Below are 26676 nucleotides of genomic sequence, written 5' to 3'. Positions count from 1 at the left end.
ACTCCTTTGACTTGTCGTGCGATAGATATCCGCGCAGTCCGTCAGGGCAAGTCGTAATGAGGCAACCGCATTCAAGATTCCGTGCGGCATTCGGCGATGCTACAGACGCGCAAACGCCGCCATGTGAAAAGCTTGAGCCTCTGGGGGATAGCGATAGGCCGTGCCGTAGGGACAGGCGTTGCGGTCGAGACAGCCGCCGGTTCGGCAAGGCGCGCCGTTTTGCCCACGCACATGCGCCAGACACGTTTCATGCGCGAAACCATCCGCGGAATACGCATCGACCGGACAGGATTTCAGGCAAGGTTTGTCGACACATGCATCGCAAAGGTGAAGCACGCCGCGAGGTTCGTGAAGCGCAATCTCGTGGTCGAACAGCAGCGCGCCGCGATAGGCGTGCCAGAGCCCGTATTGCGGATGCATGAGGATGCCGAGCGGCGACGGCCGCAAGCCCTCCGCCCGCATCGCCCATTGCTGGAACGGCAGATATGGCTTGTCGGACGGTGACACGGCACGCGCGCCGAAGTCGTTCGCCACCGCACCGATCACTTCGCGAGACCACGTGTCGAGCGGGTCGCCGATGTTCCGCGATTGATTTTCCCGCCAGCGTAGGAAACGCGGCCATGGCGCGGCGCCCGCCTGCCCCACCAGCAGGACGGATCTGGCGGCAGCGCCGGAGAGACCGAAAGGTGCTTCCTCACCGCCTGCAAAATTGAAGCCGCCGCGCAGGATAAGTCCGTGGGCGAAAAGCGCGGCCGCGATGGATTCGATCATGCTGCGCGCAGGAGTCACCCCTTCTTATCCGAATCGGAGAAGGCGCTCCGCCAGACTTCCTTGTGGATGATGTTGGCGACTTTAGCCCCGCCTGACTCGGGCTCCTTTCAGGTGAAGGCGTCGGCCATCGACGCCTTCTTCCTGCCGATGAAGTCCTTCAGCCCGTCGTCGATACCCTGATCGAGATGCGGCGCCTCGTAGCTTTCCAACCAGCGGCGGGCGAGTTCGTTGGCGCGCTGCGGCGCGGTTTTTTCGCCCTCGGCCAGCCACTGCTCGTAGGAATTGTTGTCGGCGATGTTGGAACGGTAGAAGGCGGTCTGGAAATTGGCCTGGGTGTGGTCACAGCCGAGATAATGGCTGCCTGGACCGACCTGGCGGATGGCGTCCATCGCTTGGCCGTTTTCCGACAGGTCGACGCCTTCGGAGAACTTCTGCGTCATGCCGAGCTGGTCGATGTCCATCATGAACTTTTCGTAGCAGGAGGCGAGCCCGCCCTCGAGCCAGCCGGCCGAATGCAGCACGAAATTGGTGCCGGCGAGGATCGTCGAGTTCAGCGTGTTGGCGCTCTCATAGGCCGCCTGCGCGTCCGGGATTTTCGAAGCGCAGAGCGAGCCGCCGGTGCGGAACGGCAGGCCAAGCCGACGCGCGAGCTGTGCCGCGCCATAGGAAACCAGCGACGGTTCCGGCGTGCCGAAGGTCGGCGCGCCCGACTGCATCGAGATCGACGACGCGAAGGTGCCGAACAGCACCGGTGCGCCCGGCCGGATCAACTGCGTGAACGACGCGCCGGCCAGCACTTCGGCCAAAACCTGCGTCAGCGTGCCGGCGACCGTCACCGGGCTCATCGCGCCGGCGAGGATGAACGGCGTGACAATGCAGGCCTGGTTGTGGCGCGAATAGACCTTCAGCGCCCCCAGCATGGTCTCATCGAACACCATCGGCGAATTGGCGTTGATCAGGCTGGTCAGCACCGTGTTGTTCTCGACGAAATCGTCGCCGAACACGATTTTTGCCATCGCCACCGTGTCCTCGGCGCGCTCCGGCGCGGTGACCGAGCCCATGAACGGCTTGTCCGAATATTTGATATGGCTGTAGATCATGTCGAGATGGCGCTTGTTGACCGGCACGTCGACCGGCTCGCATACCGTGCCGCCCGAATGGTGGATCGACGGCGCCATATAGGCGAGCTTCACGAAATTGCGGAAATCCTCGATCGTTGCATAGCGCCTGACGCCGTCGAGGTCGCGCACGAAGGGTGGTCCGTAGACCGGCGCGAAAACGGTGGCGTTGCCACCGATCTGCACTGAGCGCTCGGCATTGCGGGCGTGCTGGGTATAGGTGGACGGCGCTGTCTTCAACAGCGAGCGGCAGAGGCCTTTCGGGAAATGCACGCGCTCGCCCTTGACGTCGGCGCCGGCCTCTTTCCACAGCTGCAGCGCCTCGGCGTCGTCGCGAAAGATGATGCCGATCTCTTCGAGCACCGTGTCGGTGTTTTTCTCGATCAGCGCCAGCCCTTCCTCGTCCAGCACCTCATAGACGTTGATCTTGCGCTTGATGTAGGTGAGCTGGGTGCCGGGGCCGCCACCCGAGCGCGCTGCCCGCCGGGCAGCGGCACCACCGCTGGCGGCACGTCCGCGCCGCGCGTTTGACGCTTCCTGGTCGACCGGCGCGTTCTCACTCATGATCGTTCTTCCCTGACTTTTGTTCTGGCATAATTATTACGGCCGCATAATTGCGCCTTCTGGCCGGATCGTAGCCACGCACCCTATTCGAAACGGCCCGCCAGCGCCAACGCCTGTCGCAAAATCGACAAGAATTCCAATAGATTTGCGGTCGCTTTCCTTTTGCGGGAAGTCGCAAATCAGCTATGGACGCAAGGCTGTAGCGGGTTAGGTATTGACGTGATATTTGAGGCCCCGCAACTGTATCCGTGCGGCAAGGAGCTGGATTAAAAATGGCCGACGACGAGATCATCCTTTCCGAGCTTTCCGACGACGAGCTCGTGCAGCAGATGCACGACGACCTTTATGACGGGCTGAAGGAAGAGATCGAGGAAGGCACCAATATCCTTCTCGAGCGCGGCTGGGCGCCTTACAAGGTGCTGACCGAGGCACTGGTCGAAGGCATGCGCATCGTCGGCGAGGATTTTCGCGACGGCATCCTGTTCGTGCCGGAAGTGCTGTTGTCCGCCAACGCGATGAAGGCCGGCATGTTCATCCTGCGTCCGCTGCTCGCCGCCACCGGCGCGCCTAAGCAGGGCAAGATGGTGATCGGCACCGTCAAGGGCGACATCCACGACATCGGCAAGAACCTTGTCGGCATGATGATGGAGGGCGCCGGCTTCGACGTCATCGACCTCGGCATCAACAATGCGGTGGAAAAATATCTCGACGCCATCGAGCAGCACCAGCCCGACATCATCGGCATGTCAGCGCTGCTGACGACGACCATGCCCTACATGAAGGTCGTCATCGACACGATGAAGGAAAAGGGCATCCGCGACGACTATGTCGTGCTGGTCGGCGGCGCGCCGCTCAACGAGGAGTTCGGCAAGGCCGTCGGCGCCGACGCCTATTGCCGCGACGCCGCCGTGGCGGTCGAGACCGCCAAGGACTTCATGAAGCGCAAGCACAACGTCCGCGCTTCGGCCTGAACTGGCGAGCGAAGACAGGAGCATAAGTACGGAAGCCCGTACTTATGCTATGATACAGGCCGATGCGGCGCGTAACGCTGGCATGTCAAAACATCAGCAAGCGACAGCGATCGGCGTAGCGAACATACCCGATGAAATCTTTGAACGCGACTTTGAGCGCGGCAAGCCTTGCTCGGAGCGTTCGAGCGGGTTGAAGCGCTTATTCCGACTCTTTCGCCTCTTCCTTTTTCAGGACCGGCGTGTCGGCAGTTGTCGTATTTGCGATGCTTGCGACTTTGGTTTGCTGATCCACGCTTGCAGCTTTGGTTTGCTGATCTACGGAAGCCGTCGTTTTAGTGTGGCCAACACATTCCGCTGCGGCGCCGGACACCGAAAGGCCCAGAGCGGCGACAACTAAGAGAGCGGTCTTCATCCTATGGCTCCTAGTTTCGTTGTTGAGGGTACTAGAAAAGGGTAACGGCATATCCCCTGCGCGAAAAGTCAACTTTTCGTGCCCGCCCCGAAGAAAACAATTGCAACAGGCGGACACGACGTCCGCGCTTCGGCCTGATCTCGGCGAATTCGGCATGCACAATAAATCGAGCCGCGCCTTGCAGCGCGACTTTGTTGTTCCCAAATGTTACAAGGACTTAACGCGCATTGCTTGAACTATGTTGATCGCGATGCGCTTTGGTAAAATTGCGGATCAGGGGTTGTTGACGGTGTCCTCAACCGCGTTGGCTGTCGACTTGACATCCTTGCCGACGCCGCGGACGGTGTTGGCGCAGGCCGAAAGTGCCAGGGCGCAAGCGAGGATGGCGATGGGTGTAAGGCGCAACAGTTTCATGGACGGTGTCTCCCTCGTTCGATAGATTCGAAACCAATAGCAACGAAACCGGTTCTATGAGCGCCGTGCGAAAACCACAAGCCGATCAAGGCGACAGGCTGCTCGTCATCGCCTGTGGGATGATTGCGCGCGAAATTCTGGCCGTCAAGGAGCAGCTGGGGCTCGACCATCTCGACCTGACCTGCCTGCCGGCGGAGTTCCATTTCTACCCGGACCGCATCGCACCGGCCATGGACAAGGCAATCGGGAAGGCCAAGGCGGACGGCTACAGAAACATCTTCGTCGGCTACGCCGATTGCGGCACCGGCGGCCTGCTTGACCGCGTCTGCGAAAAGCATGGCGTCGAGCGCATAGTCGGGCCGCATTGCTTTGCCTTCTATCAGGGCATGGATGCCTACGCGAAGGTCGCCGACGATGACATGATGTCGTTCTACATGACCGACTTCCTGTGCCGCCAGTTCGACGCCTTCTTCATGAAGCCGCTCGGCCTCGACAGGCATCCGGAGCTGATCAAGGACTATTTCGGCAATTACGAGAAGCTGGTCTATATCGCCCAGACCGACGACCCGGAACTCGACAAGGTCGCCGAGCAGGCCGCAAAAATGCTCGGCCTCGCCTATGAGCGCCGCTCGACCGGCTATGGCGACCTGACGACGGAACTGGCCAGCGCTGCGGCACACGCCTGACGTTCGATCAGGCGGCCCCTTCTTCCGCCGCGAGCGCGGCGAGCACATCGGCAAAGCTCGTCTTGCAGACGAAGCCCAGCCTGTCCCGCGCCCGCGAGGCGTCGTAGACACGGTCGATCGAGGAAAACATCGTCCAGCCTTTCCGCGCATAGAGCGCCGGAAACTCCGGAAAATAACGCGCGACGACGGATCGTGCGTCGGCGATCAATGCCGCGCAATCGTCGGGCCGGAACGGCGTCGGCGCCGAGACGATGAAGATGTCGAAGCCCAGCTGTGGCGCCTTCTCCAGCGCCGCGATATGAGCCTCGGCGGCATCTTCCACGGTCAGCCGGCGAAACAACAGCTCATTGGCCTTGGTGTTGGCGTCCGACTGCTCGATCGCATGCGCCATATCGTCTGCCTCGGGAAAAAACCGTGCGGTGCGCAGCACGATCACCGGCAGTCCGGACTGAATTGATAGAGGCGGCAAAGATGTTCGGCCGAAAGCTTGGTGACGCCGTAGATGTTGCGCGGCTCGGGCGACATGTCTTCCGTCAGCCAGGCGGCCTTGCGCGCACCGCCGGTCAAGCCGGCGCGTATGGCTTTCGAGATCATCAGCGAGGTCGTCGACGTGAAGACGAAGCGCTGAATGCCTGATGCCACCGCCGCATCGAGCAGGTTGAGCGTGCCGCGCACATTCGTCTCGATGAAATCCTCATTGCGGTTGTGTTCGATGTCAGGCTTGTGCAGCGCGCCGCTGTGGATGATCGCCTCGATGTGATTTTTGCTGACCGTCTGCATGACCAGATCACGGTCGGCGACCGAGCCGATCACCTGCGTTTGCACCGACGGGACGGGATCGAGGCCGACGAGGTCATGGCCAAGGGCCCGCAGGCGCGGCGCGAGCGCGCTACCCAGCCAGCCTGACGATCCCGTAAGCAAGATCCGCATCGGCGAAACCACGATTTTTAACCTGACCGCTGTTAAGCACGGATGACAGGCCGCTGCGAACGGGTAAGTTGTATGCCAAACGAGAAAACAGGCTGTTCCAGCTATCGACTAGGAAACGCACCGATGATCGCTCGCCTCTTGATTGCCGCAGCAGGCGTTGTCTGTTTCGCCCTGCCCGCGCTCGCCGATGGCGAGGTGCAGAAGCTGATCACGTCTGCCGACAAGGTGCGGCTCGACAAATATGATGAGACGCGTAAGGCCGCCCTTGATGAAGCCAAGACCTGCGACGCCGCCGAGGTCAAGCAGCTCGACGCCTTGCTGGCAAAGCCGCTGGTCTCGTTTTCCGACAAGGACCTGACCGGCAACTGGCAATGCCGCACCATCAAGGCTGGCGGACTAAGCCCGCTCGTCATCTATGGCTGGTTCAAGTGCAAGGTGAGCGACGATGGTTCGGGCTGGATGCTGGAAAAAATCACCGGCTCGCAGCGCACCAAGGGCCGTTTCTTCGACGACGGCGAAAAGCGCTCGATCTATCTCGGCTCCTTCTCCGTCAACAACGATCCCGCGAAACCCTATGGCAGCGGCCCACAAAGCGATCAGGTCGGCTACGCCTTTCGCAACAGCGTCAACGAATGGCGCATCGAGTTCCCGGCGCCCTATCACGAATCGAAGCTCGACATCCTTGAATTCAAGCGCTGAGCCTGCGGCCCTGGTTCCGATCACCAACGATTAACCCGACCGGCCTAGCATCCCGCCCGCTGAGAGCAGGTCTTTTCGGGGCGGCACAAACATGGAACCGTTGAAATCAAATCCGCGGCCGATCGTCGTCGTCACCGAAGGCGGACCGCATATCTGGGCCATCGTCAACGCCATCTCTGACCGACTCGGGCCGGTGAGCGTCATCCTCGAAAGCCCTGAATCCAAAAAGCAATTGCTGCTCGGGCGCGCGCGGCGCCAAGGCTGGCTACAGGCCATCGGGCAGCTCGGCACAATGGTGCTGACGCGGCTCGGCAAGCGGTTTTTCGCCGGGCATGCAGCCCGCATCATCGCCGAACAGAAGCTGCAAACCGAAGCCGGGCCCGGACAGGCGATCATCCACGTTCCCTCGGCCAATGCGCCGGAGTGCCTGCAGGCGATCAGGGAAATCCAGCCCGGCGTCGTGCTGCTCGCCGGCTGCCGCCTGCTGTCGAGGCAGACGCTGGCGAAAATCCCTTGCCCGGTCCTCAATTACCATGCCGGCATCGCTCCGAAGTATCGCGGCATGAATGGCGGCTACTGGGCGTTGGCCTCCGGCGATGCGGAGAACTTCGGCACCACCGTGCATTTGGTCGACGCCGGCGTCGACACCGGCGGCGTGCTGCGGCAGGTGCGCGGCAAGCCTGAGGCAGGCGATACGATTTCAAGCTATGCGCTGCGGCAGGCGGCATTCTCACGCGACATCTGCGTCGAGGCGGTCAGGGATGCGCTGGCCGACAAGCTTGCCACCTCAGATCCCGGCCTGCCTTCCAAACAATGGTATCATCCGACGATCTGGTTCTACCTCTGGACCGGCGTAAAAACCGGCGTCTGGTAAGGAGCGCCGATTTACCGGACAGCGCCTCGGCGATAAGCTTGCAGGCATGAGCGAAATCGACCACCGCACCATTATCGCCGGTCTGTCGGTCGAGGATCGTCGCGACCTCACCGCCAAGCTGGATAGGCCCGGCATTGTCCGGCTGGCTGTCCATGGCGGACTGGTTGTCGTGCTGGGCGCGCTGATCACCGCCCGCATCCCATTCTGGCCCATTATTATGCTGCCGCAGGGGATCCTGATCGTCTTCTTCTTCACGCTGTTGCACGAGACCATCCACGAAACCGCTTTCAGGACAGCGTGGCTCAATCGCGCCATCGCCACCGTGACCGGCTTCCTAATCCTGCTACCGCCGGTCTGGTTCCGCTATTTCCATTTCGCGCACCACCGACACACGCACGATCCGGACAATGATCCCGAACTGATGAGCCCGAAACCGGAGACCATCGCCCAGTATTTGCGCTATCTCTCCGGCCTCCCCTATTGGAGCGGCATGACGCGCGTGATTGTCGTCAACGCCGCCGGCCGCAACCGCGACGGCTTCGTGCCGGAAAAGGGCCGCGACAAGGTGATTTCGGAAGCACGTTGGTTCCTGATCGCCTATGCGGTGCTGCTGGTGGCCTCGCTGGTCGCGCAGTCGGCGCTGCTGCTGTGGGTCTGGATTGTGCCGGTGCTCGTTGGCCAACCCTTTTTGCGGGCCTATCTGCTGGCCGAGCACGCACTATGCCCGCATGTCGCCAACATGCTCGAAAACACCCGCACCACCTTTACTACAAGGCTTGTGCGCTTCGTCGCGTGGAACATGCCTTACCATTCCGAGCATCACTCCTATCCGGCCGTTCCCTTTCACCGCCTGCCGCGTTTCCACCAGATCATCGCCGAGCATCTGCGCACGACCGAGCGAGGCTACGTTCGCTTCCACAGGAAGCTCGTCGGCAGCTTCGATCGTCGCGGCGGCTGATCCAAACAAAGCCAAATATCGAAAACTCTTACCTTTCCTTTTGCAGCCTCCAATTGCGTCGTTTTTGAATGCGCGCGCGTCGTCCCATAACAAGCAGCCCAACAGCGCTTCCGGCAATGCTCAAGGTCACTACAGCGCCGCGCGTCCTCTTGGACGCGCAAAGGACGCTGTAGCACTTTGAGTTGGCGCATGATCCTTTCCGAAAATCGATTCCGATTTTCGGGGTCATGCGCGAGGAGTAAGAATTCATGGCCGATCTGATCGTCGTCTACTGGCGCGACATCCCCGCCCAGGTCATCGTCAAGAAGGGCCGGCAGAACGCCAAGCGCGAACTGCCGCTGCGCTTCACCGAGGCGATCGACATGTGCGCGATGCGCACCGGCGCCGGCGGCACCGACGACTACCTGGCCGAATGGCGCAAGGCCGACCCCGTGCCGGTCAGCGACGATCTTGAAGGCGAGGCTGAAAAAGCCTTTCAGGATCTCGACGCGAAATACGACCGCGAGCGGCTGGTCGCTCTGGTCAAGGCGGGCGGAAAAGATGTCTGAAACGACCCCGGCGGTTACCCAGGCCACTTTGGTCAAGAAGGCAGCGCCGAAATCCGACTACAAGCCGGCCGACGTGTCGCCGCAGCGGCGCGTGCAGCGCTCGTTCGCGGTCAGGCTGTGGTCCGTGCGGCATTCGCGATTGCTCGAATGGTTCTACGCCAGGTTCGCCGACATGTTCTTGACTCTCCACCCGCTGTGGAAGGGCATCGGTTACGGCCGCGTCGAAGCCCCGATCAAATTCGTCGAAAAACGCGTCAAGGGTTTTATGTTCGATTGCCGCATGTGCGGCCAGTGCATCCTTTCCTCCACTGGCATGTCGTGCCCGATGAATTGCCCCAAGCAATTGCGCAACGGCCCTTGCGGCGGCGTGCGTGCCAACGGCAATTGCGAGGTCGAGCCTGATATGCCCTGCGTCTGGGTCAAGGCCTGGGAAGGCTCACGCAACATGAAGCATGGCGACAAGATCCTCGACGTGCAGAAGCCGGTCGACCAGTCGCTGCGCGAAACCTCGGCATGGCTGCGGGTGACCGCGCAGGCCGCAGCCGCGCGCGAAGCCACCCGCAACGCTCCGAATACCGGGGCATCGACATGATCGGCCGCCAGCGCGACGAGAACCCGGCCGGCATTCATCTGCCGCTTGAGCCCCTGCCCGGCCACACGTCGCGCGGACGCTTGGAGCGCGTCCTGAGGCGCGGTGAGTTCGCGGTGACCACCGAGCTCAACCCGCCCGACAGCGCCGATCCGGAAGATGTCTACAACCGCGCCAAAATCTTCGACGGCTGGGTCGACGCCATCAACGCCGTCGACGCGTCGGGCGCCAACTGCCACATGTCCTCGGTCGGGATCTGTGCGCTGCTGACCCGCATGGGCTATGCCCCGATCATGCAGATCGCCTGCCGCGACAGGAACCGCATCGCCATTCAGGGCGACGTGCTGGGCGGGGCGGCGATGGGCGTCGCCAACATGCTGTGCCTGACAGGCGACGGCGTGCAGGCCGGCGACCAGCCCGGCGCCAAGCCGGTGTTCGATCTCGATTGCATGTCGCTTCTCGAAACCTGCCGCATCATGCGCGACAACGGCAAATTCCTGTCCGGCCGCAAGCTGACGACGCCGCCGCAGCTTTTCCTCGGTGCGGCGATCAACCCGTTCGCGCCGCCGATCGATTTCCGCCCCTACCGGCTGGGCAAGAAGATCGCCGCCGGTGCCCAATTCGTGCAAAGCCAATACTGTTTCGACGTGCCGATGTTTCGCACCTACATGCAGCAGATCCGGGACCTCGGTTTTACGGAAAAATGCTTCATCCTGTGCGGGGTCGGACCGCTGGCCTCGGCCAAGACCGCCAAATGGATCCGCTCCAACGTGCCGGGCATTCATATCCCCGATCAGATCGTCAAGCGACTGGAAGGCGCCCAGGATCAGAAGAAGGAAGGCAAACAGCTCTGCATCGACATCATCAACGAGGTGAAGGAAATCCCCGGCGTCTCCGGCGTCCATGTTATGGCCTATCGCCAGGAGGAATATGTCGCCGAGATTGTCGATGAATCGGGCGTGCTGAAGGGCCGCCAGCCCTGGAAACGCGAAATCCGCCGCGACGACCAGCTCGTCGCCGACCGTCTAGACCACATATTGCACGACGAGATCACCGAAACGCAGGTCGACATGGTCAAGACCGCGCATTGATGGCGCGGACGGTCACCATTCGCTTGATCGAAATCAGAAACGATATAAAGAAGTCTTTATATCACGACGGAGAGATTTCATGACCCGGACGATCGTCGCCTCGGCGACACGAGAAATCATTATCGGCTTTGACCAGCCCTTCTGCGTGATCGGCGAACGCATCAATCCGACCGGGCGCAAGAAGCTCGCCGCCGAGATGATCGCGGGCAATTTCGACACTGTCATCAGGGACGCGCTGGAACAGGCCGCCTGCGGCGCGACCATGCTCGACGTCAATGCAGGCGTCACCTCTGTCAATCCGAACGAGACCGAACCCGGCCTGCTGGTGCAGACGCTGGAGATCGTGCAGGGACTGGTCGACCTGCCGCTGTCGATCGACAGTTCGGTGACCGCCGCGATCGAGGCGGCGCTCAAGGTCGCCAAGGGCCGGCCGCTGGTCAACTCCGTCACCGGCGAGGAAGAAAAGCTCGAAGCCATCTTGCCGCTGGTCAAGAAATACAACGTTCCGGTGGTCGCCATCTCCAACGACGAGACCGGCATTTCGATGGATCCGGACGTGCGCTTCGCCGTCGCCAAGAAGATCGTCGAGCGCTGCGCCGATTTCGGCATTCCGGCGCACGATGTTGTCGTCGACCCGCTGGTTATGCCGATCGGCGCGCTGGGCGACGCCGGCCGCCAGGTCTTTGCCCTCCTGCGCCGGCTGCGTGAAGAGCTCAAGGTCAACACAACCTGCGGCCTCTCCAACATCTCGTTCGGCCTGCCGCACCGCCACGGCATCAACGCCGCCTTCATCCCGATGGTGATCGGCGCCGGCATGACCTCGGCGATCATGAATCCGGTGCGACCGCAGGAGATGGAAGCGGTACGCGGCGCCAACGTGCTGAACGGCACCGACGAGAACTGCACCAACTGGATCAGGACCTACAAGGACTACAAGCCGGCCGAAGGCGGCCAGGCGATCGCAGCGCCGACGCAAGTCAACGCGCCGGGCGAAGGCAATGGCAATGGCGGCCGCCGGCGCGGTGGCCGTGAAGCCCGTATGGCCCGAGGATAAGCGCGCAATCGTGAACTCTCCTGCCAACATCACCGATCCGCTCGTGCTGTTCATGCCGTCCGGCAAGCGCGGGCGGTTTCCGGTCGGCACGCCGGTGCTCGATGCCGCGCGCCAGCTCGGCGTCTATGTCGAGAGCGTGTGCGGCGGACGCGCCACTTGCGGGCGCTGTCAGGTCGAGGTGCAGGAAGGCAACTTCGCCAAGCACAAGATCGTCTCTTCCAATGACCACATCTCGCCCAAGGGCGCCAAGGAAGAGCGCTACGAACGCGTGCGCGGCCTTCCCGAACGGCGCCGCCTGTCCTGCTCGGCGCAGATCCTCGGCGATCTCGTCGTCGACGTGCCGCAGGACACGGTCATCAACGCGCAGACCATCCGCAAGGACGCCGACACCAGGGTCATCGCCCGCGATTCGGCAATCCACATGTGCTATGTCGAGATTGAAGAGCCCGACATGCACAATCCATCAGGCGATCTCGATCGCCTGAAGATCGCGCTGATGAAGGACTGGGGGCTCAAGAGCCTCGATTTCGACTTCCATCTGTTGCCGCAGGTCCAAGGCATCTTGCGCAAAGGCAACTGGACCGCGACCGCCGCGATCCACAAGGATGCCGACAGCGAGACCGCGCGGGTCATCTCTTTGTGGCCCGGTCTCAAGAACGAGGCCTACGGGCTTGCCTGCGATATCGGCTCGACCACCATCGCCATGCATCTGGTGTCGCTGCTGTCGGGCCGCGTCGCTGCCTCGTCGGGCACGTCGAACCCGCAGATTCGCTTCGGCGAGGATCTGATGAGCCGCGTCTCCTATGTGATGATGAACCCGGACGGCCGCGAAGGCATGACGGTTGCGGTGCGCGAGGCGATCTCGGGTCTCGTCGACAAGGTCTGCGCGGAAGGCAACGTCCAGCGCAACGACATCCTGGATTCCGTCTTCGTCGGCAATCCGATCATGCATCACCTGTTCCTCGGCATCGACCCGACCGAACTCGGCGGCGCGCCCTTCGCGCTGGCCGTCTCGGGCGCCGTGCATATCAAGGCGTCGGATATCGGCCTGAAGCTCAACCAGGGCGCTAGGCTCTATATGCTGCCTTGCATCGCCGGCCATGTCGGTGCCGACGCGGCTGCGGTGACGCTGTCGGAAGGGCCGCATCGCCAGGACGAGATGATGCTGATCGTCGACGTCGGCACAAATGCCGAGATCGTGCTCGGCAATCGTCAGCGGGTCGTGGCGGCCTCCTCGCCCACCGGCCCGGCCTTTGAGGGGGCGGAAATCTCCGGCGGCCAACGCGCGGCGCCCGGCGCCATCGAGCGCGTCCGCATCGATCCCGACACGCTGGAGCCGAAATACCGCGTCATCGGCTCGGAACTGTGGTCCGACGAGCCCGGCTTCCTCGACAGCGTGCAGGCGACCGGCGTCACCGGCATATGCGGCTCCGGCATCATCGAGGTGGTCGCCGAGATGTATCTGGCCGGCATCATCTCCGAGGACGGCGTGGTCGACGGCAGCCTCTCCGCCCGCTCGCCGCGCGTCACTGCCAGTGGCCGCACCTTCTCCTATGTGCTGAAGGAAGGCGAGCCGAGGATCACCATCACCCAGACCGACGTGCGCGCCATCCAGCTCGCCAAGGCCGCGCTTTATGCCGGCACCAAGCTGTTGATGGAAAAGCAGCACACCGATCATGTCGACCGCATCCATTTCGCCGGCGCCTTCGGCTCCTTCATCGATCCGAAATACGCCATGGTGCTGGGACTGATCCCCGATTGCGATCTCGACAAGGTCTCGGCCGTCGGCAACGCCGCCGGCGCCGGTGCGCGCATGGCGCTGCTCAATCGCGGCTATCGCCGCGAGATCGAGGAAACAGTGAGCCAGATCGAGAAGATCGAGACCGCGCTGGAGCCGAAATTCCAGGAACATTTCGTCTACGCCATGGCGCTGCCGAACAAGGTCGACCCGTTCCCGAAACTGTCGGCGGCGGTGAAGCTGCCGCCGCGCAAGACGGTCAGCGAGGACGGCATTGCCGGCGATGCCGCCCCGCGGCGACGTTCGCGCGAAGGCCACGCGGCGCGGCGCGGCCGGGGGTAACGTCCCGCCGGCGAAAGCTGCATTTCGCCCTCATTCTCGTTTGCATGCAAATGTTTCCGGATCAGCCCAAACTGAAACAAGGCGCTGTTTTCGTGTAATCCACCAGATACATGTGCGGCGCATTTAACCGGCATCGGACGGCAGGCAGGAAATAATTTTCGGCCGCCGCAGCACTCCAAGGGAGATGAAGATGTCGATGTTCGAAAACCTCGGCCGCTATGGTATGGCCATCAGGAATGCACACAAAAGGAACAAGTCCGTCCGGGCGCTGAACAGCCTGCCGCCCGAAATTCAGAGGGACATCGGCTGGCCCGTGTCGCCGAGCGAAGACCCGCAGGTCACCTTCTCGGCTCTGCTTCTGGGTTCGGCGCGCTGATGACCTTCGCCGACAAATGCAAGCTGCTGGCCAAGCGCCGGAGCCGTCATGCGGCTCCGGCGGCAAGCGACCGTCGACTGCGCGCCGCACTGCTGCCCCGGCGCTGAGCATTGCAGCGAGCCACGACTGAACGCTGGCCTTGATTGCCAGCCAGATCACACCGCCGAGTTAAGACTGCGCAAATCTTGACATTTGGGGCGAAGGCACGATCTTCGATAGCGAGGGGTTCTCTTAGTCGGCTCAGCCGAAGTCCGTGTGTCCGCATGCCAAGTCTCAAAAGCCACGTCGTGTCCTTCGTGCTCAGGCATAGCCGCAAGCAGGCCTTTTCCAGCCCGGAAAACCTGCAGCGCTGGATCGCGTATGCGCGCAAGACGGAGAATCATCAGCCACCCGCATCGCTGCATCAGCGTTTCGAGATCACGACGCGCAGCGTGGACGGCTTTCCCGTCTACGAGATCGCGCCGAAGGCCGGAGTGCGAAAGCGGATCCTCTACCTGCATGGCGGCGCCTATGTCTTTCAAATCACGTCCTATCACTGGGGACTGATCGCCGATATGGCCGAACGGTTGGGCTTCGGCATCACCGTGCCGATCTATCCCATTGCTCCCGAACACGATTTCCACGCCATGTTCGGCATGGTCGGCGAGGTCTACCGCCAGATGCTCGATGAAACGGAAGCGCAGGACATCGTCTTCATGGGCGATTCCGCCGGCGGCAACATGGCCGTGGTGCTGACCATGATGGCCGCGGAAGACGCCCAGCCCTTACCGTCGCGCCATGTGCTGATTTCGCCCGGCCTCGACTTGTCGCTCGCCAACCCCGAAGTGTTCGAGGCGGAACGCTACGATCCATGGCTGGGAATTCCGGGCGGGCTGGAGGCAGTCCGGCTCTACAGTGCCGGCATAAATCCCAGTGACTGGCGCATCAGCCCGCTTTACGGCGACCTCTCGGTGTTGCCAAAAACGCTGCTTCTGACCGGTTCACGCGATATGCTAACCCCCGACAATCTGATCTTCGCGCAAAAGGCCCGTGCCGCCGGTGTCGAGATAGAGGTCGTGCACGAGCAAGGCATGTTCCATGTCTGGCCACTGATCGACATGCCAGAAGCGCGGCGCGCGCGGGACAGCATCGTGACGTTCCTGACCAGCGACACCGAAAGCTATCACGCCAAAGCCGGCGAATTGGCACTGCAAAGGACAGGTCGTAGCGACCCCGCTCACGACCTGGCTGCGCCGTTGAGGTCGTAGCTAGAGCATTTTGCAGCCAAACGTCTTCGTTTGGCGTCCGACAAAATGCGTTAAAACAAAGACTTGGAGCGCGGTTTTGGTTCCACCAAAACGCAAAGCGCTCTAAGTCAGAACTTGCCGGTTTCCCTGAACACTTCGAAGGTCGCACGGATGTGGTCGGCAACCGCCTTCACCGGCGCGCTGGCGTCCGGCGCCACGACCATGGCCAGATTGTAGGTGCCGATATCCGGCATGCCGTCCTTCGGGCAAAGCTCAACCATCTCGCTGCCGAGGAACGATTTCGGCAGCGGCGCCACCGCGAGGTCGGACATGATCGCGGCGCGCTGGCCGGCCGTATGCGCGCTCATATAGGCGACGCGATAGTTGCGGCCCTCACGGCCGAGCGCTTCGAGTGCCCCGGCCCGCCAGGCGCAGCCCTCTTCCCACAATGACACCGGCAATGGCTCGCGCAGATGCGCGCAGCCGCCCTTGGCGCCGGCCCAGACGATCGGTTCGGTGAGCAGCACCTCGGCGCCGAGCGCGCTGGTCTTGTACGAATTGGTGAGTAGCGTGATGTCGAGCGCCCGGTCGTCCATGCGCCGGCGCAGATTGATGCTCTGGTCGATGGTGACGTCAACCGCGATCGAGGGATGCGACTGCGCAAAACGCTTCAGCACATGCGGCAGCACGCGCTCGCCATAATCGTCCGGCGAGCCGAGCCGCACCACCCCGACAATATCGGGGATGATGAACTTCGACACCACCTCGCGGTTGATCGACAACAGCCGGCGGGCGTAGCCGAGCAGCATCTCGCCATCGGTGGTCAGCGTCACCGAGCGCGCGTCGCGCGCGAACACGGAGCGACCAAGAATATCCTCAAGCTTCTTGATCTGCATGGAAACAGCCGACGGCGTGCGGAAGACGGCATTGGCCGCGGTGGTGAAACTGCCGGTCTCGGCGATCGCCACGAAAGTGCGCAAAACGTCGAGATCAAGCAGCGGCAACGGATGATTGAGTGGGGCGTTCATCGGGATCGACCTTCAATTTTTCTGATGCAAACCATCATTCCATTTCGTTTGATTGAACATCACTTTGGGAGGATAGTCAACTCCATCGAAGGCAGACGTACCGAAGGCCGCCTTGAAACGACTGTGACATTGATCTGCAATCGACACGAAATGAAGCTGAAACAAACCTGAAGTAGCTCTCATACGGGGCAAACTTCCGGCCCAACGCAAAGGAGAATGAAATGTCCATCCTGTCATCCATCGGCCGCATCGCGACCGAATTCAGCGCGGCCCGCGCCCGCTATCAGACCGAACGCGCCATCCGCTCTCTGCCGATCGAACTGCAGAAGGATATCGGCTGGCCCGAAGCCGCAGACACCAAGACCACCACTCGCTACGGCGTCGGATCCTGGGCTGGTGGAGCAAAATAGATCGTGTGTATTCAAAGCTGAAGGCCTGCCGCGCAGACGCTGCCCGGCAGGCCTTTTTATTTGTGGTCAAATGACCTTCCGAGCCATGTCGCCGCTGCATGGCGCATATGAAGGGGCTGCATAGCAGCCGACATTTCGAACTAACGCCTTGTAAGTGATCATAAATCTTAGGCGGAATGCCCAAATATGTCGCATTCCGTGTCGCTTTTCATATCAAGTGCTTCGCTTTTGCGATTTAGTTTCCCCTCACGTAAGCCTATATCAGCGCCAGCAAACGAGCTGCCCCACTCCATCAAGCGAAGGCGACCCGTCTGAGCAACCGAATGGAGATGATCATGAAGCTTTTTGCCCGCCTTTTCGCTCGCCGTGAAATGAACCTGACGACCGCGCTCGAGCGCCAGCGCCTTGCCAACACCATGCCCGGCCAGACCGGCGCCATGACCGCCGCGCGTCTTGGTTTCGTCGCCTGATCTGACAAGCTTGCGAGCAGCGCTTCTTTCTGCTGCTTCGAAATTGATCACAGCGCCGCTTCGGTCCTGCCGAGGCGGCGTTTTGTCGTGCGCCGACCACATCCGGCATATGTGCTCAATCCGGCAGCATGTTGGATCCGTCACCGCATAGCGATTGCCCATTTGCGACCCATGTCGCAAATAAAGTCTTTCCGTTGCCGCCTAGCCAATTGACAGGAAAGGTTTTTCCTGATGTCGCTATGCTGATCGCGACATCCTGTTCGCGCCATTGCAGCGTGAGGGCTACCCCGTGAACGTCGTAAATCATCCGATCAAGCGATCGTTTGTGTTCTTCCTGGTCCCCGATTTCACCATGATCGCTTTTGCGACGGCGCTCGACCCGTTGCGTTCGGCCAACAGAATGCTCGGCTACGAGGCCTATCGCTGGCGGCTCGCCAGCATCGACGGCAAGCCGGTGCGCGCCTCGAACGGCGTCGAATGCGCCGTCAACACCTCGCTGGAGGACGAGCGCAAGAAGATGTCTGGCCCCGAACGGCCGAACATGGCGGTCGTCTGCAGCGGCATCAATGTCGAGCGCTACCAGAACAAATCGGCCTTTGCCTGGCTGCGCGAGGAATACAACCGCGGCGTCGCCCTCGGCGGCCTATGCACCGGCGCACATATATTGGCCGCCGCCGGCCTGTTGTCCAACAAGCGCTGCGCCATTCATTGGGAGAACCTGCCGGGCTTTTCCGAGGCATTCCCGAAGGCCAATGTCTTTGCCGACCTCTTCGAGATCGACCAGAACATCTACACCTGCGCCGGCGGCACTGCAGCGCTCGACATGATGCTGAAGCTGATCGGCGACGATTTCGACGACAATCTCGTCAACCGGGTGTGCGAGCAAGTGTTGACCGACCGCGTGCGCAGCCCGACCGATCGTCAGCGCCTGCCTTTGCGCGCGCGCCTTGGCGTGCAGAACTCCAAAGTGCTGACCATCATCGAATTGATGGAAGCAAACCTGTCCGAGCCGCTGTCGCTGATCGAGATCGCCGATCATGTCGACCTGTCGCGTCGGCAGATCGAGCGCCTGTTCCGCACCGAGATGGGCAGATCCCCTGCCCGCTACTATCTGGAAATCCGGCTCGATCGGGCCCGGCACTTGCTGATCCAGTCATCGATGCCGGTGGTCGAGGTGGCGGTCGCTTGCGGCTTTGTCTCTGCCTCGCATTTCTCCAAATGCTACCGCGAGCTCTATGCGCGCTCGCCGCAGCAGGAGCGCGTCGATCGCAAGCAGTTGCTGGCCGCGTAAACAGCCAACATCTTGCGCGCGTAGCCTCTGGCGGGGAACGCTTGAAATCTAGCGGCTGTCGTACATCCAGCTTCGGTCACGCCACATTTTCTCGCCGACCTGGCAGTCGGTGGCCGGCTTGTCTTGCGCCAGCACCACCGGCGGATGCGCCGCTTCGTCCGCCGCCCATTGCGGTGACGCAGGCCCGGCAAGCTCGAGCACCAGCTTGCGGCGGATCGCTTCGGGAAACTGCGTCCACTCATTGACCGGGATCATGAACGCGCCGGGCCCACCGATGACGCAGTCGGTGTAGTAGCGGTCGAGATAGTTGACGTCGTAAACGCTGGTGAAGCCGCTCCGGGTCATCAGCGGCAGGCCATTGATGGTGATGCCTTGCTTGACCAGCCCGTCACGAACCACGTCGACAGGAGCACCTTGATTGTTGGGGCCGTCGCCTGAAATGTCGATGACGCGCTTGACGCCCTGAAAGCCGCTTTCGGCGAAAAGATCGCTGCCGAATTGCAAGGCACCGGAAATCGAGGTGCGCCGGGCGCTGTTGGGCGCGTGGGCGGAGAGCTGTTCAACCACCCGCTCGGCGTCGGCACGATTGGCGATCACCGTCCACGGCACGATGACATGCTGCCAGGTCGTGCCGGCCCATTCGACATAGGTGACGGCAATCTTGCCATAGGCGCCATCGGCGATAGCCTGCAGCACAGTGTCATGCGTCAGCGCCGCCACATAGCCGCGACGCTGGATTTCGAGCTCGGCTGGCGACATCGAAAGCGAAACGTCAACGGCAAGAACCAGCTCGACGTCGACCGGCTCGGCGGCGCGGGATTCTGGCGCCAGCCCAAGCGTCAGCGCAGCGGCAGCAGAGAGGAGATGTCTTGCGCGGGGAAAAGCAGACATGCCGCAAGGTAAGCGAGAATCGTCGCGTCACAAAGCGAAAAGCCCAGCGCTGGGCTGGGCTCTTGCGTTCACGTTTTTGCGAGGCCACCCCATTGTAGCGGCCCGGCAAGTCATCATCGCTCAGCTGCGCGGATTGAGATTCTCCGGATCGTAGAGCGGCTTGTAGCCGACAGCGGCCACCTCGACCGGGTATGTCTCGCCGAAATACTCAACATTCAGCTTGCGGCCCTCCTGGCAATACGCCCAGGGCAGATAGGCGAGCGCAATGTTCTTGCCGATGGTCGGACCATAGGCGATCGAGGTCGTGAAGGACCGGCGGCCGAGTTCGTCGACCAGCGTCTCGCCCGTTTCCGGGTCCATCACCGGCATCGTGCCGACCGGATAGCGGGCAACCCCCTTGGGATCGACATTGTCCGTCATGACGAGTGTGCAAAGCATGGCCGGCTGATGCGCTCGGGCGCGATATTCCAGATGCTTTGCCTTGCCGCTGAAATCGGCCTCCTTGACCTTCGGGCGGGCAAGATCGGCCTCCAGCAGATTGTACTCGGTCAGAAGATCCGCGTTCTGCAGGCGCAGGCTCTTCTCCATGCGGCGGCTGTTGGCATAGGTCTCGACGCCAAAAGCCATCACGCCGGTCGAACGCAACGCGTCCCAGACGGCCAGGCCGTCTTCGTATCGCATATGCAGTTCCCAGCCCTGCTCGCCGACATAGGAGATGCGGAAAGCGGTCACGTCCTTTCCGGCAATCCTGACAGGCTTGATCGCTGCGAAGGCAAAATTCTCCGGCGTCAGCCCGTCCGGGTTCTCAACGACCTTCTGCAATGTCGACCGCGCGTTCGGACCCCAGATGCCGATGGTCACGTATTTTTCAGTCACGTCCGTGACGGTGACATCGAAGCCTTTATCTTTTGCCGTCCGCCGCATGTACTGGAAGTCGCGCGGGCCGGCATCGGCGCCGTCGATGACGCGGCAGCGGTCGGCCATGCGGATGACGGTCAGGTCGGCGCGCACCATGCCCTCGTCGTCGAGGAAATGGGTATAGATGCCCTTGCCGATGTTGGTATCGCCGCCGATCTTGGCCGCGCATAGCCACTCCATCAGCGCGACGTGATCCGGGCCTTCCACGTCGTACATCGCGAAATGCGATAGGTTGACGATGCCGCAATCCTCGCTCATGGCGAGATGCTCGGCATTTGAGACGCGCCAGAAATGGCGGTTGTCCCACTCGTTTTCACGCACTGGCACCCGGTTGCCGTATTTCTCGAGCAGGTGCTCGTTGGCGGCATAGCCATGGGCGCGCTCCCAGCCGCCCAGTTCCATGAAATAGCCGCCGAGTTCCTTCTCGCGCGCCCAGAAGGGCGAGCGGCGCACGTCGCGAGCCTTAGAGAAGGGCTCGCGCGGATGGACCGCCGGATTGTAGACCTTCATCGCCGTTTCGGTGCAGCGGTCCCAGATGAACTGCTCTTTCGTCTGGTGCGGATAGAAGCGCGCATAGTCGATGGCGTGGTGGTCGATCGACGTCCGGCCGTCCGTCATCCAATCGGCGATGAGCTTGCCCATGCCGGGGCCGTCCTTGACCCAGATTGCAACGGCATACCAGAGGCCCCGCACCTTCTGGCTCTCGCCCATGGAGGGGCCGCCATCTGCCGTCACCTGCAGCAGCCCGTTGAAGGAATGGCTCTCATTGTAGCCCAGTTCGCCCAGGATCGGCGTCAGTTCCATGGCGCGCTCGAGCGGCGCCAGGATCTGTTCCATGTCGAGGTCGCGCTGCGAGGGCGAAAGACGGGCCTGGTTCTTCTCCAGAAGGTCGCGCGGATGGCAAAGGCGCGGATTGGTCTCTTCGTAATAGCCCCACTCGATCTGCCCGCCTTCGGCGGTCTTGGGATCGCCGGTGTCGCGCATGTAAGCCGAGTTGCCCTGGTCGCGCAGCAGCGGCCAGCCGATCTCTTTGCCGGTGCCGGCGAACTCGGTATACGGCCCGAAGAAGGTGAGCGGATGATCGATCGGCATCACCGGCAGGTCCTCGCCCACCATTTCCGCGATCAACCGGCCCCAGATCCCCGCGCAAACAATCACGTAGTCGGCTTCGATTGTGCCGCGATCGGTCACCACGCCTTTGATGCGCCCATTCTCGACGATAAGCGACTTGGCCGGTGTGTTCGCGAAGGATCTGAGCTTGCCGGAGGCTTCCGCTTGGTCGACCAGCTTGCCGGCGACTGTTTGCGAGCGCGGGATGACGAGACCGGCATCGGGATCCCACAGGCCGCCCTGCACCATCTCTTCTTCGATCAGCGGGAATTTCTGCTTGATCTCGGCCGGCTCGATCAGGCGGGCGCGCGTGCCGAACGCCTTTGCCGAGGCGATCTTGCGCTTGATCTCCGCCATGCGATCGTCGTCGCCGACGCGGGCGACCTCGAGGCCGCCGATGCGGGCGTAATGGCCCATCTTCTCGTAGAAATCGATGGAGTAGAGCGTCGTCCAGCAGGACAGGAAATCATGGCTGGTCGTGTAGCAGAAGTCGGAGGCGTGCGCTGTCGAGCCGATGTCAGTCGGGATTCCTGATTTGTCGATGCCGACAATGTCGTCCCATCCGCGCTCGATAAGGTGATGGGCGACCGATGCGCCGACAATGCCGCCCAGCCCGACGATGACGACCTTCGCCTTTTCCGGAAATCCTGCCATTGCCCGCGACTCCAAAGTGCTGTTGCAGGCGCCGGCGCCCGCTAGACCGGCGCACAATATGCAGGCGACGGCCATCGTGCTACCGCCTGTTTGCGACACGCCGCAGGTGCGGCGCGACCCCAACGCATAACGCCGAAAAATCGGAATCGATTTTCGTTGGGATCATGCGCGGAAAGAAGTTCTACGGCGTCCGTTGCGCGTCCAAAAGGACGCGTGGCACTGCAGTTGAGATCAGCGGCTTCAAGCGAAAATGATGCGTGCCAGGCTGGAGACGGAACTCAGGGTTTATCTCCCGCAACGACGTGCAACACTGCGGCGCGACGTCCTTTGATGCTCGCCCACAGCGCGGTGTATGGGCCGGCGAGCAGCAGGAACGGTGGGATCAGGTTGGGAAAGTAGATGCGGGTGTCGTGGATCGGGAAGACGGTGAACTTGGCCAGAACGCCGAGCACCAATGCCGCGAACAGGATGCCGGCGCGGCGGTCGAGCTTGAAGCCGGCGCGGCTGGCCGCATACCACCCCGCCAGAGCCAGCACCGAAACGCCAACCCAACTGTTCAGGCTGACGGCGCGAACCAGCGAGGCGGCAAAGGCCCGGAGATAGGCGACAACCGAGAACGGTGGATCGAAACCGTCCATATTGTAGTGCTGCTGGATGCTGGAGAACCACAGATGCGGCCACCAGCCGGGATGCTGCGCCCAATGCGAGATGGCGAAATAGGCGACCAGGGAGGCGGCAAAGCCGGCCAACGCGCCCCACGCTTTCTGCCGGAAGGCGACCAGCAACACGGCGAAGATTGCAAGGAAGACGATGTTGTCGGGTCGCGCCATGAAGGCGAGGAAGAGCAGGATTGCGGTGGCCACCTCGCGGCCGCGCACATAGGCAAAAAGTCCGCCGAGGAACAGGGCCGAGCACAGGAGATCCGGTGTCGCTGCGCGTGCCACGTCGCCGAATTCGGCCATGATCAGCACCGCGCCGGCGACCGGCGCCAGCGGCAGCGCGCCTTCGGACCGCAGCCAGAGCAGCGCGATCGCACCGAACAGCAGCACTGACAATACCTGTAACAGCCGCATCGCCTCGACCGGCGACATCACCGAACTGGTTATCGAAAGGATCTCGGCGTAGAGGAACTTGACCCGGTACATGCCGAGCAGCGAATGGAAGTCGGCGGCGTTGCCGGCCATATGGCTGCGGAAGCCGCCGCTGTCGTCCGTCAGTGTCTTGTATTCGCCAGCCGACACACCGTCCTTGACCGTGCCATAGGCATAGTCGTGCAGCGCCTGCACATCGGGATAGGTGCCTTCCTCGGCGATCGCCAGATAGGGCAGCATGTCCCAATTGGCGTCGGAAATGAACCATGCCGTCACGGCAGTCAGAAGGATGTAGAGCGCAAAGGCCGCCGCCCCGATCGGTGCGGCAAGACGCGCATAGGCGCCCTCGCCCCATGCCAGACCGGCCTCAGTGAGCCGGTCGAGCAGGTTTGTCGGAACGGGAGATTTGGTCAGCATGGTTTCGCTCAGTAGCCTAGCGGACCTGGCTTTTGACGAAATCCTTCACGATCGACACGATGCCGCGCGACAGCAGGCTGTCGAGCGCCTCGACAAAGCGGTCGACATGTTCGCGCTGGCAGATCAGCGGTGGTTCGAGGCGGATGACGTTGCGGTTGTATTCGGTGAAGGCGACGAGCACGTCGTAGTCGCGCAGCAGCAGCGCTCCGACGAAGCCGGACAAGGACCCCTTCAGCTTGTCGTCAAGCACGCTGACCACAGGCCGCAGCACCATCGGCAAGGTCTGCGAAAAGTCGTGGAATTCCAGCCCGACCATAAGCCCCTTGCCCCGCACGTCCTTGATGATCTTGGGATATTTCTCCTTGAGCGCTTGCAGCCGTTGCAGGAGGTAGTCGCCGGTCATCGCGGCGTTGTCGATCAGTCCCTCGTCGTAAAGCACGTTGAGCGCCTCGATCGAGGTGACGCAGGCTTCGCCCATGCCGCCGAAGGTGGCCATGGCGTGGATCATCGCCGTCTTCGGCGTGCCATAGGCCTTCATGTAGACCTCGCGCCTGGCGATCATCGCGCCGACTGCGGCCTTGCCGCCGCCGAGCGACTTCGCCAGCGCCGTCACATCAGGAACGACGCCGTAATGCTCGAAGGCATAGAAACGGCCGGAGCGTCCATAGCCGCACTGCACCTCGTCGGCGACCCACAGCACGCCATACTGATCGCAGAGCGCGCGCAACTTCTGCCAGTATTCGGCAGGCGCCTGGATGATCCCGCCGCCGCCCTGGATGGTTTCCAGCACGATGACGCCGACCTCGGGATCGGAGCGGAAGGTGCGCTCGACCGCCTCGATGTCGGCGAACGGGATGCGCACGACATTGTCGGCGACCTTGAAGTCGGCCCGGTAGAGCGAGCCGTCGGTAATCGCCAGCACACCCTTGGTCTTGCCGTGGAAGGAATTCTCGGCATAGACGACCTTCGGCCGCTTCGGGCCCGCGGCGCGCTCGGCGAGCTTCACCGCCGCCTCCATGGCTTCTGAGCCGGACGAGCCCAGAAACACCATGTCGAGGTCGCCGGGCGAGCATTTGGCGAGATTGTGCGCCAAGGCCGCCGCATATTGCGACATGAAGGCGATGGCGATCTCCTGCCGCTTCTCCTCCTGGAATTTCTTGCGCGCTTCGAGAAGGCGCGGATGATTGTGGCCGAAGGCCAGCGAACCGAAGCCGCCGAAGAAATCCAGGATCCTGCGGCCGTTCTGGTCGATGTAGAACATGCCTTCGGCGCGCTCGATCTTGATCTTGTGGAAGCCGAGCAGCTTCATGAAATGCAGCTGGCCGGGGTTGAGATGCGCCTTGAACAGGTCGGTCATGCGCGCGACGTCCATCGCCTTGGCCTGCTCGACGCTGATCAGATCGGGCTTGGCGATAGTGGTGGGCGAAAGCGCCGGCGCGCTGACCGTGGCGCGCGCAGTCGTGTGGTCTGGCTTGGTCATGACGGTCATCTCGAGAGTCTCCTGCTGGCCCTTCACTCGGCGGGCACATGTTTGGCGGCGACGGCATGGCCGTCTTTCTTGGCGCGGTATTCGCTGTAGGCGGCGATCAGCATGTCCTCGTCGCGATATTGCGGCACCCAGCCGAGCTGACGTTCGGCCTTGGACACGTCGAGCACGCAGTCCTCGTCGGCGATCAGATACTGCTCCGGATCCATGATCGGCATGTTCAAGAGGTCGAGCAGGTCGAGCGTGCGCTTGACCGCCCAGCCCGGTGTCGGAATCAGGATCGACTTCGAACCGGCATGCCTGATCAGATCGCCGAGCAGTTTCCTGACCGGCGGCGGATTGAGCGAGCCGAGATTATAGGCCTCATCAGGCACGCCCGCCTTCCAGGCGGCGCGCGCGGCCTCGGCGCAGTCGAACACCGAGATGAACTGATAGGGGTTCTTGCCCGAGCCGATCATCGGCACCGGAAGGTTCCAGTCGATCAGCTTGAACAGTTTCTCGAGGATGCCGAGGCGGCCGGGGCCGATGATGAGGCGCGGCCGAAACAGCGAGATCGACATGCCGCGCTTGCGCCATTCGGCGGCCAGTTCCTCGGTCTTCTGCTTCGACCAGCCATATTCGCCGAGCGGCGCGACCGGATGGTCCTCCGTCATCGGCTGTGTGACCGTGTGGCCGTAGATCATGTCGGTCGTGTAGTGGACGAGCCTCGGAGCACCGGCCTTGTCCATCGCCTGCAGGATGTGCTCGGTGCCGTGGAAATTCACCGGGAAGAAGAACTCATGGCGTTTGGCGCGCACCTGGATCGGCGACAGCATTTTCGCCGACAGATTGTAGACCATGTCGTCGGCCTTCAGCCCGACCGAAGCGACCGATGCCGGATCGGTGACGTCGCACCTGACAGTGCGGACCGAGCGGTAATGCGGCAGATCGCTTTTAGCGATATCGGCGACAACCACCTCCTCGCCGTAGGCCAGAAGTTTCGGGGCAAGGTGGCGGCCGACGAAACCGTCACCGCCGAAGATCACATGTCTCATCGAACGATCCCACTGTGAATCTTGTCGGACGAAAGGGAGGCCGTTTCCTCGTCATGCCCGCGCCCACCCAGATCCCGGCCACTTTGGGCGATCAGCACCGTGCCGACGCAGATGAAAGCGATGCCGGCGATACGCCAGCCATTGAGGTCCTCGCGGAAGACGAAATAGGCGAAGATCGCAACGGCGACATAGGCGAGGCTGAGGAATGGGTATGCGAAACTGAGCTCGACCTTGGACAGCACATAGAGGTGCGACGCCATCGAGATGACGAAGGTGCACAGGCCGAGGAAAACCCATGGGCTGAAGACGATCTGCAACAGCTTCAGCAATGGATTGGTGCCCTCGAAGGAAATCTGGCCGAGCGACATCATGCCCTGCTTCAGCATGAGCTGCGCAGCGGCGTTGGTCATGACCGTGAACAGAATGAAGACGATGTATTTCATGTCTTTTCCAGCAACCCTTCCTCGTTCTATTAAAAACCTGCAAACATTTCGTGAAGCACAGGAAAACTCGAA

At 61.9% G+C, this 26676-nt stretch carries 26 protein-coding genes and 1 pseudogene; 14 read left to right on the top strand and 13 right to left on the bottom strand.

From position 1 onward, the window contains the following. Positions 1-99 precede the first annotated feature (99 nt). Positions 100-771, bottom strand: a complete 672-nt coding sequence (locus tag EJ075_RS24760; protein ID WP_126106111.1) for a hypothetical protein — start codon at positions 769-771, stop codon at positions 100-102. 107 nt (positions 772-878) lie between these two features. Continuing rightward, positions 879-2453, bottom strand: coding sequence for a trimethylamine methyltransferase family protein (locus EJ075_RS24755; RefSeq protein WP_126106110.1), 1575 nt, complete (start codon positions 2451-2453; stop codon positions 879-881). A gap of 272 nt (positions 2454-2725) precedes the next feature. Here EJ075_RS24755 and EJ075_RS24750 point away from each other — a divergent pair, with 272 nt between their 5' ends. Further along, entirely contained in the window at positions 2726-3424 is a 699-nt protein-coding gene (locus EJ075_RS24750; RefSeq protein WP_095486700.1) for a B12-binding domain-containing protein, read from the top strand. Between the two features lie 199 nt (positions 3425-3623). Here the strand turns inward: EJ075_RS24750 and EJ075_RS24745 are convergent, their stop codons facing one another. Then, positions 3624-3836: a hypothetical protein gene (locus EJ075_RS24745; protein ID WP_095486756.1), complete on the bottom strand. Its 213-nt coding sequence runs from the start codon at positions 3834-3836 to the stop codon at positions 3624-3626. Between the two features lie 273 nt (positions 3837-4109). Continuing rightward, entirely contained in the window at positions 4110-4250 is a 141-nt protein-coding gene (locus EJ075_RS24740; RefSeq protein WP_126106109.1) for an entericidin A/B family lipoprotein, read from the bottom strand. 56 nt (positions 4251-4306) lie between these two features. Between EJ075_RS24740 and EJ075_RS24735 the strand changes: the two genes are divergently transcribed. Beyond that, entirely contained in the window at positions 4307-4936 is a 630-nt protein-coding gene (locus EJ075_RS24735) for a DUF1638 domain-containing protein (protein ID WP_126106108.1), read from the top strand. 7 nt (positions 4937-4943) lie between these two features. Here the strand turns inward: EJ075_RS24735 and EJ075_RS24730 are convergent. Continuing rightward, positions 4944-5866: pseudogene (locus tag EJ075_RS24730) on the bottom strand (NAD(P)-dependent oxidoreductase). 123 nt (positions 5867-5989) lie between these two features. On the opposite strand from EJ075_RS24730, the gene EJ075_RS24725 reads away from it, so the two are divergent. The 10 genes from EJ075_RS24725 to EJ075_RS24680 all read left to right on the top strand — a co-directional run bounded on the left by EJ075_RS24725 (position 5990) and on the right by EJ075_RS24680 (position 15382). Continuing rightward, positions 5990-6565 (top strand): DUF4893 domain-containing protein, encoded by a 576-nt coding sequence (locus EJ075_RS24725; protein WP_126106107.1) that lies wholly within the window; start codon positions 5990-5992, stop codon positions 6563-6565. A gap of 91 nt (positions 6566-6656) precedes the next feature. Beyond that, positions 6657-7439, top strand: coding sequence for a formyl transferase (locus tag EJ075_RS24720; protein ID WP_126106106.1), 783 nt, complete (start codon positions 6657-6659; stop codon positions 7437-7439). A 46-nt stretch (positions 7440-7485) separates the two neighbouring features. Then, positions 7486-8397: a fatty acid desaturase family protein gene (locus EJ075_RS24715; protein WP_245458003.1), complete on the top strand. Its 912-nt coding sequence runs from the start codon at positions 7486-7488 to the stop codon at positions 8395-8397. Between the two features lie 248 nt (positions 8398-8645). Continuing rightward, positions 8646-8945 carry a virulence factor gene (locus EJ075_RS24710; protein ID WP_126106105.1) on the top strand — a complete coding sequence of 100 codons (300 nt, stop codon included), beginning with the start codon at positions 8646-8648 and terminating at the stop codon, positions 8943-8945. Further along, positions 8938-9537 (top strand): methylenetetrahydrofolate reductase C-terminal domain-containing protein, encoded by a 600-nt coding sequence (locus EJ075_RS24705; RefSeq protein ID WP_126106104.1) that lies wholly within the window; start codon positions 8938-8940, stop codon positions 9535-9537. Before EJ075_RS24710 ends, EJ075_RS24705 begins: the two co-directional genes overlap by 8 nt. Beyond that, the gene (locus EJ075_RS24700) at positions 9534-10625 is read left to right on the top strand and encodes a methylenetetrahydrofolate reductase (RefSeq protein WP_095486708.1); all 1092 of its coding nucleotides are present in this window, start codon (positions 9534-9536) and stop codon (positions 10623-10625) included. The genes EJ075_RS24705 and EJ075_RS24700 overlap by 4 nt, the downstream gene beginning before the upstream one ends. Before the next feature lie 79 nt (positions 10626-10704). After that, positions 10705-11679: a methyltetrahydrofolate cobalamin methyltransferase gene (locus EJ075_RS24695; protein WP_077383680.1), complete on the top strand. Its 975-nt coding sequence runs from the start codon at positions 10705-10707 to the stop codon at positions 11677-11679. Next, positions 11630-13759, top strand: coding sequence for an ASKHA domain-containing protein (locus tag EJ075_RS24690; RefSeq protein WP_126107443.1), 2130 nt, complete (start codon positions 11630-11632; stop codon positions 13757-13759). The genes EJ075_RS24695 and EJ075_RS24690 overlap by 50 nt, the downstream gene beginning before the upstream one ends. A 190-nt stretch (positions 13760-13949) precedes the next feature. Beyond that, positions 13950-14135 carry a hypothetical protein gene (locus tag EJ075_RS24685; RefSeq protein ID WP_126106103.1) on the top strand — a complete coding sequence of 62 codons (186 nt, stop codon included), beginning with the start codon at positions 13950-13952 and terminating at the stop codon, positions 14133-14135. Between the two features lie 263 nt (positions 14136-14398). Then, positions 14399-15382: an alpha/beta hydrolase gene (locus EJ075_RS24680; protein WP_126106102.1), complete on the top strand. Its 984-nt coding sequence runs from the start codon at positions 14399-14401 to the stop codon at positions 15380-15382. Between the two features lie 107 nt (positions 15383-15489). Here the strand turns inward: EJ075_RS24680 and EJ075_RS24675 are convergent, their stop codons facing one another. Next, entirely contained in the window at positions 15490-16389 is a 900-nt protein-coding gene (locus EJ075_RS24675; protein ID WP_095486712.1) for a LysR substrate-binding domain-containing protein, read from the bottom strand. 221 nt (positions 16390-16610) lie between these two features. Between EJ075_RS24675 and EJ075_RS24670 the strand changes: the two genes are divergently transcribed. Next, positions 16611-16799: a hypothetical protein gene (locus EJ075_RS24670; RefSeq protein ID WP_095486713.1), complete on the top strand. Its 189-nt coding sequence runs from the start codon at positions 16611-16613 to the stop codon at positions 16797-16799. 167 nt (positions 16800-16966) lie between these two features. Here EJ075_RS24670 and EJ075_RS33265 read toward each other — a convergent pair whose 3' ends face one another. Beyond that, positions 16967-17431, bottom strand: coding sequence for a hypothetical protein (locus EJ075_RS33265; protein ID WP_164546996.1), 465 nt, complete (start codon positions 17429-17431; stop codon positions 16967-16969). Positions 17432-17621: 190 nt separating this feature from the next. On the opposite strand from EJ075_RS33265, the gene EJ075_RS24660 reads away from it, so the two are divergent. Next, positions 17622-18560: a GlxA family transcriptional regulator gene (locus EJ075_RS24660; protein WP_348627380.1), complete on the top strand. Its 939-nt coding sequence runs from the start codon at positions 17622-17624 to the stop codon at positions 18558-18560. Between the two features lie 48 nt (positions 18561-18608). Here EJ075_RS24660 and EJ075_RS24655 read toward each other — a convergent pair whose 3' ends face one another. The 6 genes from EJ075_RS24655 to EJ075_RS24630 form a co-directional block, all read right to left on the bottom strand. Beyond that, positions 18609-19451, bottom strand: a complete 843-nt coding sequence (locus EJ075_RS24655) for a DUF1194 domain-containing protein (protein ID WP_126106100.1) — start codon at positions 19449-19451, stop codon at positions 18609-18611. 120 nt (positions 19452-19571) lie between these two features. Beyond that, a complete protein-coding gene (locus tag EJ075_RS24650; protein WP_126106099.1) occupies positions 19572-22133 on the bottom strand; it encodes an FAD-dependent oxidoreductase in 2562 nt (853 codons plus the stop codon). A 278-nt stretch (positions 22134-22411) separates the two neighbouring features. Further along, positions 22412-23641, bottom strand: a complete 1230-nt coding sequence (locus EJ075_RS24645) for a DUF2029 domain-containing protein (protein ID WP_126106098.1) — start codon at positions 23639-23641, stop codon at positions 22412-22414. A gap of 16 nt (positions 23642-23657) precedes the next feature. Further along, positions 23658-25130, bottom strand: coding sequence for an aspartate aminotransferase family protein (locus tag EJ075_RS24640; RefSeq protein WP_126106097.1), 1473 nt, complete (start codon positions 25128-25130; stop codon positions 23658-23660). A 23-nt stretch (positions 25131-25153) separates the two neighbouring features. After that, a complete protein-coding gene (locus EJ075_RS24635; RefSeq protein WP_126106096.1) occupies positions 25154-26161 on the bottom strand; it encodes an NAD(P)-dependent oxidoreductase in 1008 nt (335 codons plus the stop codon). Then, entirely contained in the window at positions 26158-26604 is a 447-nt protein-coding gene (locus EJ075_RS24630; protein WP_095486719.1) for an EamA family transporter, read from the bottom strand. Before EJ075_RS24630 ends, EJ075_RS24635 begins: the two co-directional genes overlap by 4 nt. Positions 26605-26676: the final 72 nt, after the last annotated feature.

It is taken from the genome of Mesorhizobium sp. M6A.T.Cr.TU.016.01.1.1, from assembly GCF_003952585.1.
In the GTDB taxonomy this organism is placed as follows: Bacteria; Pseudomonadota; Alphaproteobacteria; order Rhizobiales; family Rhizobiaceae; genus Mesorhizobium; species Mesorhizobium mediterraneum.
Note: the sequence above shows the minus strand (reverse complement) of the source record. Positions and strands in the feature narration are given on the sequence as shown.

Bases quoted from the DNA above. Each gene is read 5' to 3' on its own strand.
- EJ075_RS24750 (WP_095486700.1), top strand. From the start codon at position 2,726: ATGGCCGACGACGAGATCATCCTTTCCGAGCTTTCCGACGACGAGCTC.
- EJ075_RS24695 (WP_077383680.1), top strand. From the start codon at position 10,705: ATGACCCGGACGATCGTCGCCTCGGCGACACGAGAAATCATTATCGGC.
- EJ075_RS24655 (WP_126106100.1), bottom strand. From the start codon at position 19,451: ATGTCTGCTTTTCCCCGCGCAAGACATCTCCTCTCTGCTGCCGCTGCG.
- EJ075_RS24745 (WP_095486756.1), bottom strand. From the start codon at position 3,836: ATGAAGACCGCTCTCTTAGTTGTCGCCGCTCTGGGCCTTTCGGTGTCC.
- EJ075_RS24735 (WP_126106108.1), top strand. From the start codon at position 4,307: ATGAGCGCCGTGCGAAAACCACAAGCCGATCAAGGCGACAGGCTGCTC.
- EJ075_RS24650 (WP_126106099.1), bottom strand. From the start codon at position 22,133: ATGGCAGGATTTCCGGAAAAGGCGAAGGTCGTCATCGTCGGGCTGGGC.
- EJ075_RS24680 (WP_126106102.1), top strand. From the start codon at position 14,399: ATGCCAAGTCTCAAAAGCCACGTCGTGTCCTTCGTGCTCAGGCATAGC.
- EJ075_RS24675 (WP_095486712.1), bottom strand. From the start codon at position 16,389: ATGAACGCCCCACTCAATCATCCGTTGCCGCTGCTTGATCTCGACGTT.
- EJ075_RS24740 (WP_126106109.1), bottom strand. From the start codon at position 4,250: ATGAAACTGTTGCGCCTTACACCCATCGCCATCCTCGCTTGCGCCCTG.
- EJ075_RS24710 (WP_126106105.1), top strand. From the start codon at position 8,646: ATGGCCGATCTGATCGTCGTCTACTGGCGCGACATCCCCGCCCAGGTC.
- EJ075_RS24760 (WP_126106111.1), bottom strand. From the start codon at position 771: ATGATCGAATCCATCGCGGCCGCGCTTTTCGCCCACGGACTTATCCTG.
- EJ075_RS24725 (WP_126106107.1), top strand. From the start codon at position 5,990: ATGATCGCTCGCCTCTTGATTGCCGCAGCAGGCGTTGTCTGTTTCGCC.
- EJ075_RS33265 (WP_164546996.1), bottom strand. From the start codon at position 17,431: ATGGGCAATCGCTATGCGGTGACGGATCCAACATGCTGCCGGATTGAG.
- EJ075_RS24645 (WP_126106098.1), bottom strand. From the start codon at position 23,641: ATGCTGACCAAATCTCCCGTTCCGACAAACCTGCTCGACCGGCTCACT.
- EJ075_RS24685 (WP_126106103.1), top strand. From the start codon at position 13,950: ATGTCGATGTTCGAAAACCTCGGCCGCTATGGTATGGCCATCAGGAAT.
- EJ075_RS24705 (WP_126106104.1), top strand. From the start codon at position 8,938: ATGTCTGAAACGACCCCGGCGGTTACCCAGGCCACTTTGGTCAAGAAG.
- EJ075_RS24755 (WP_126106110.1), bottom strand. From the start codon at position 2,453: ATGAGTGAGAACGCGCCGGTCGACCAGGAAGCGTCAAACGCGCGGCGC.
- EJ075_RS24715 (WP_245458003.1), top strand. From the start codon at position 7,486: ATGAGCGAAATCGACCACCGCACCATTATCGCCGGTCTGTCGGTCGAG.
- EJ075_RS24635 (WP_126106096.1), bottom strand. From the start codon at position 26,161: ATGAGACATGTGATCTTCGGCGGTGACGGTTTCGTCGGCCGCCACCTT.
- EJ075_RS24660 (WP_348627380.1), top strand. From the start codon at position 17,622: ATGATCGCTTTTGCGACGGCGCTCGACCCGTTGCGTTCGGCCAACAGA.
- EJ075_RS24640 (WP_126106097.1), bottom strand. From the start codon at position 25,130: ATGACCGTCATGACCAAGCCAGACCACACGACTGCGCGCGCCACGGTC.
- EJ075_RS24670 (WP_095486713.1), top strand. From the start codon at position 16,611: ATGTCCATCCTGTCATCCATCGGCCGCATCGCGACCGAATTCAGCGCG.
- EJ075_RS24720 (WP_126106106.1), top strand. From the start codon at position 6,657: ATGGAACCGTTGAAATCAAATCCGCGGCCGATCGTCGTCGTCACCGAA.
- EJ075_RS24690 (WP_126107443.1), top strand. From the start codon at position 11,630: ATGGCGGCCGCCGGCGCGGTGGCCGTGAAGCCCGTATGGCCCGAGGAT.
- EJ075_RS24630 (WP_095486719.1), bottom strand. From the start codon at position 26,604: ATGAAATACATCGTCTTCATTCTGTTCACGGTCATGACCAACGCCGCT.
- EJ075_RS24700 (WP_095486708.1), top strand. From the start codon at position 9,534: ATGATCGGCCGCCAGCGCGACGAGAACCCGGCCGGCATTCATCTGCCG.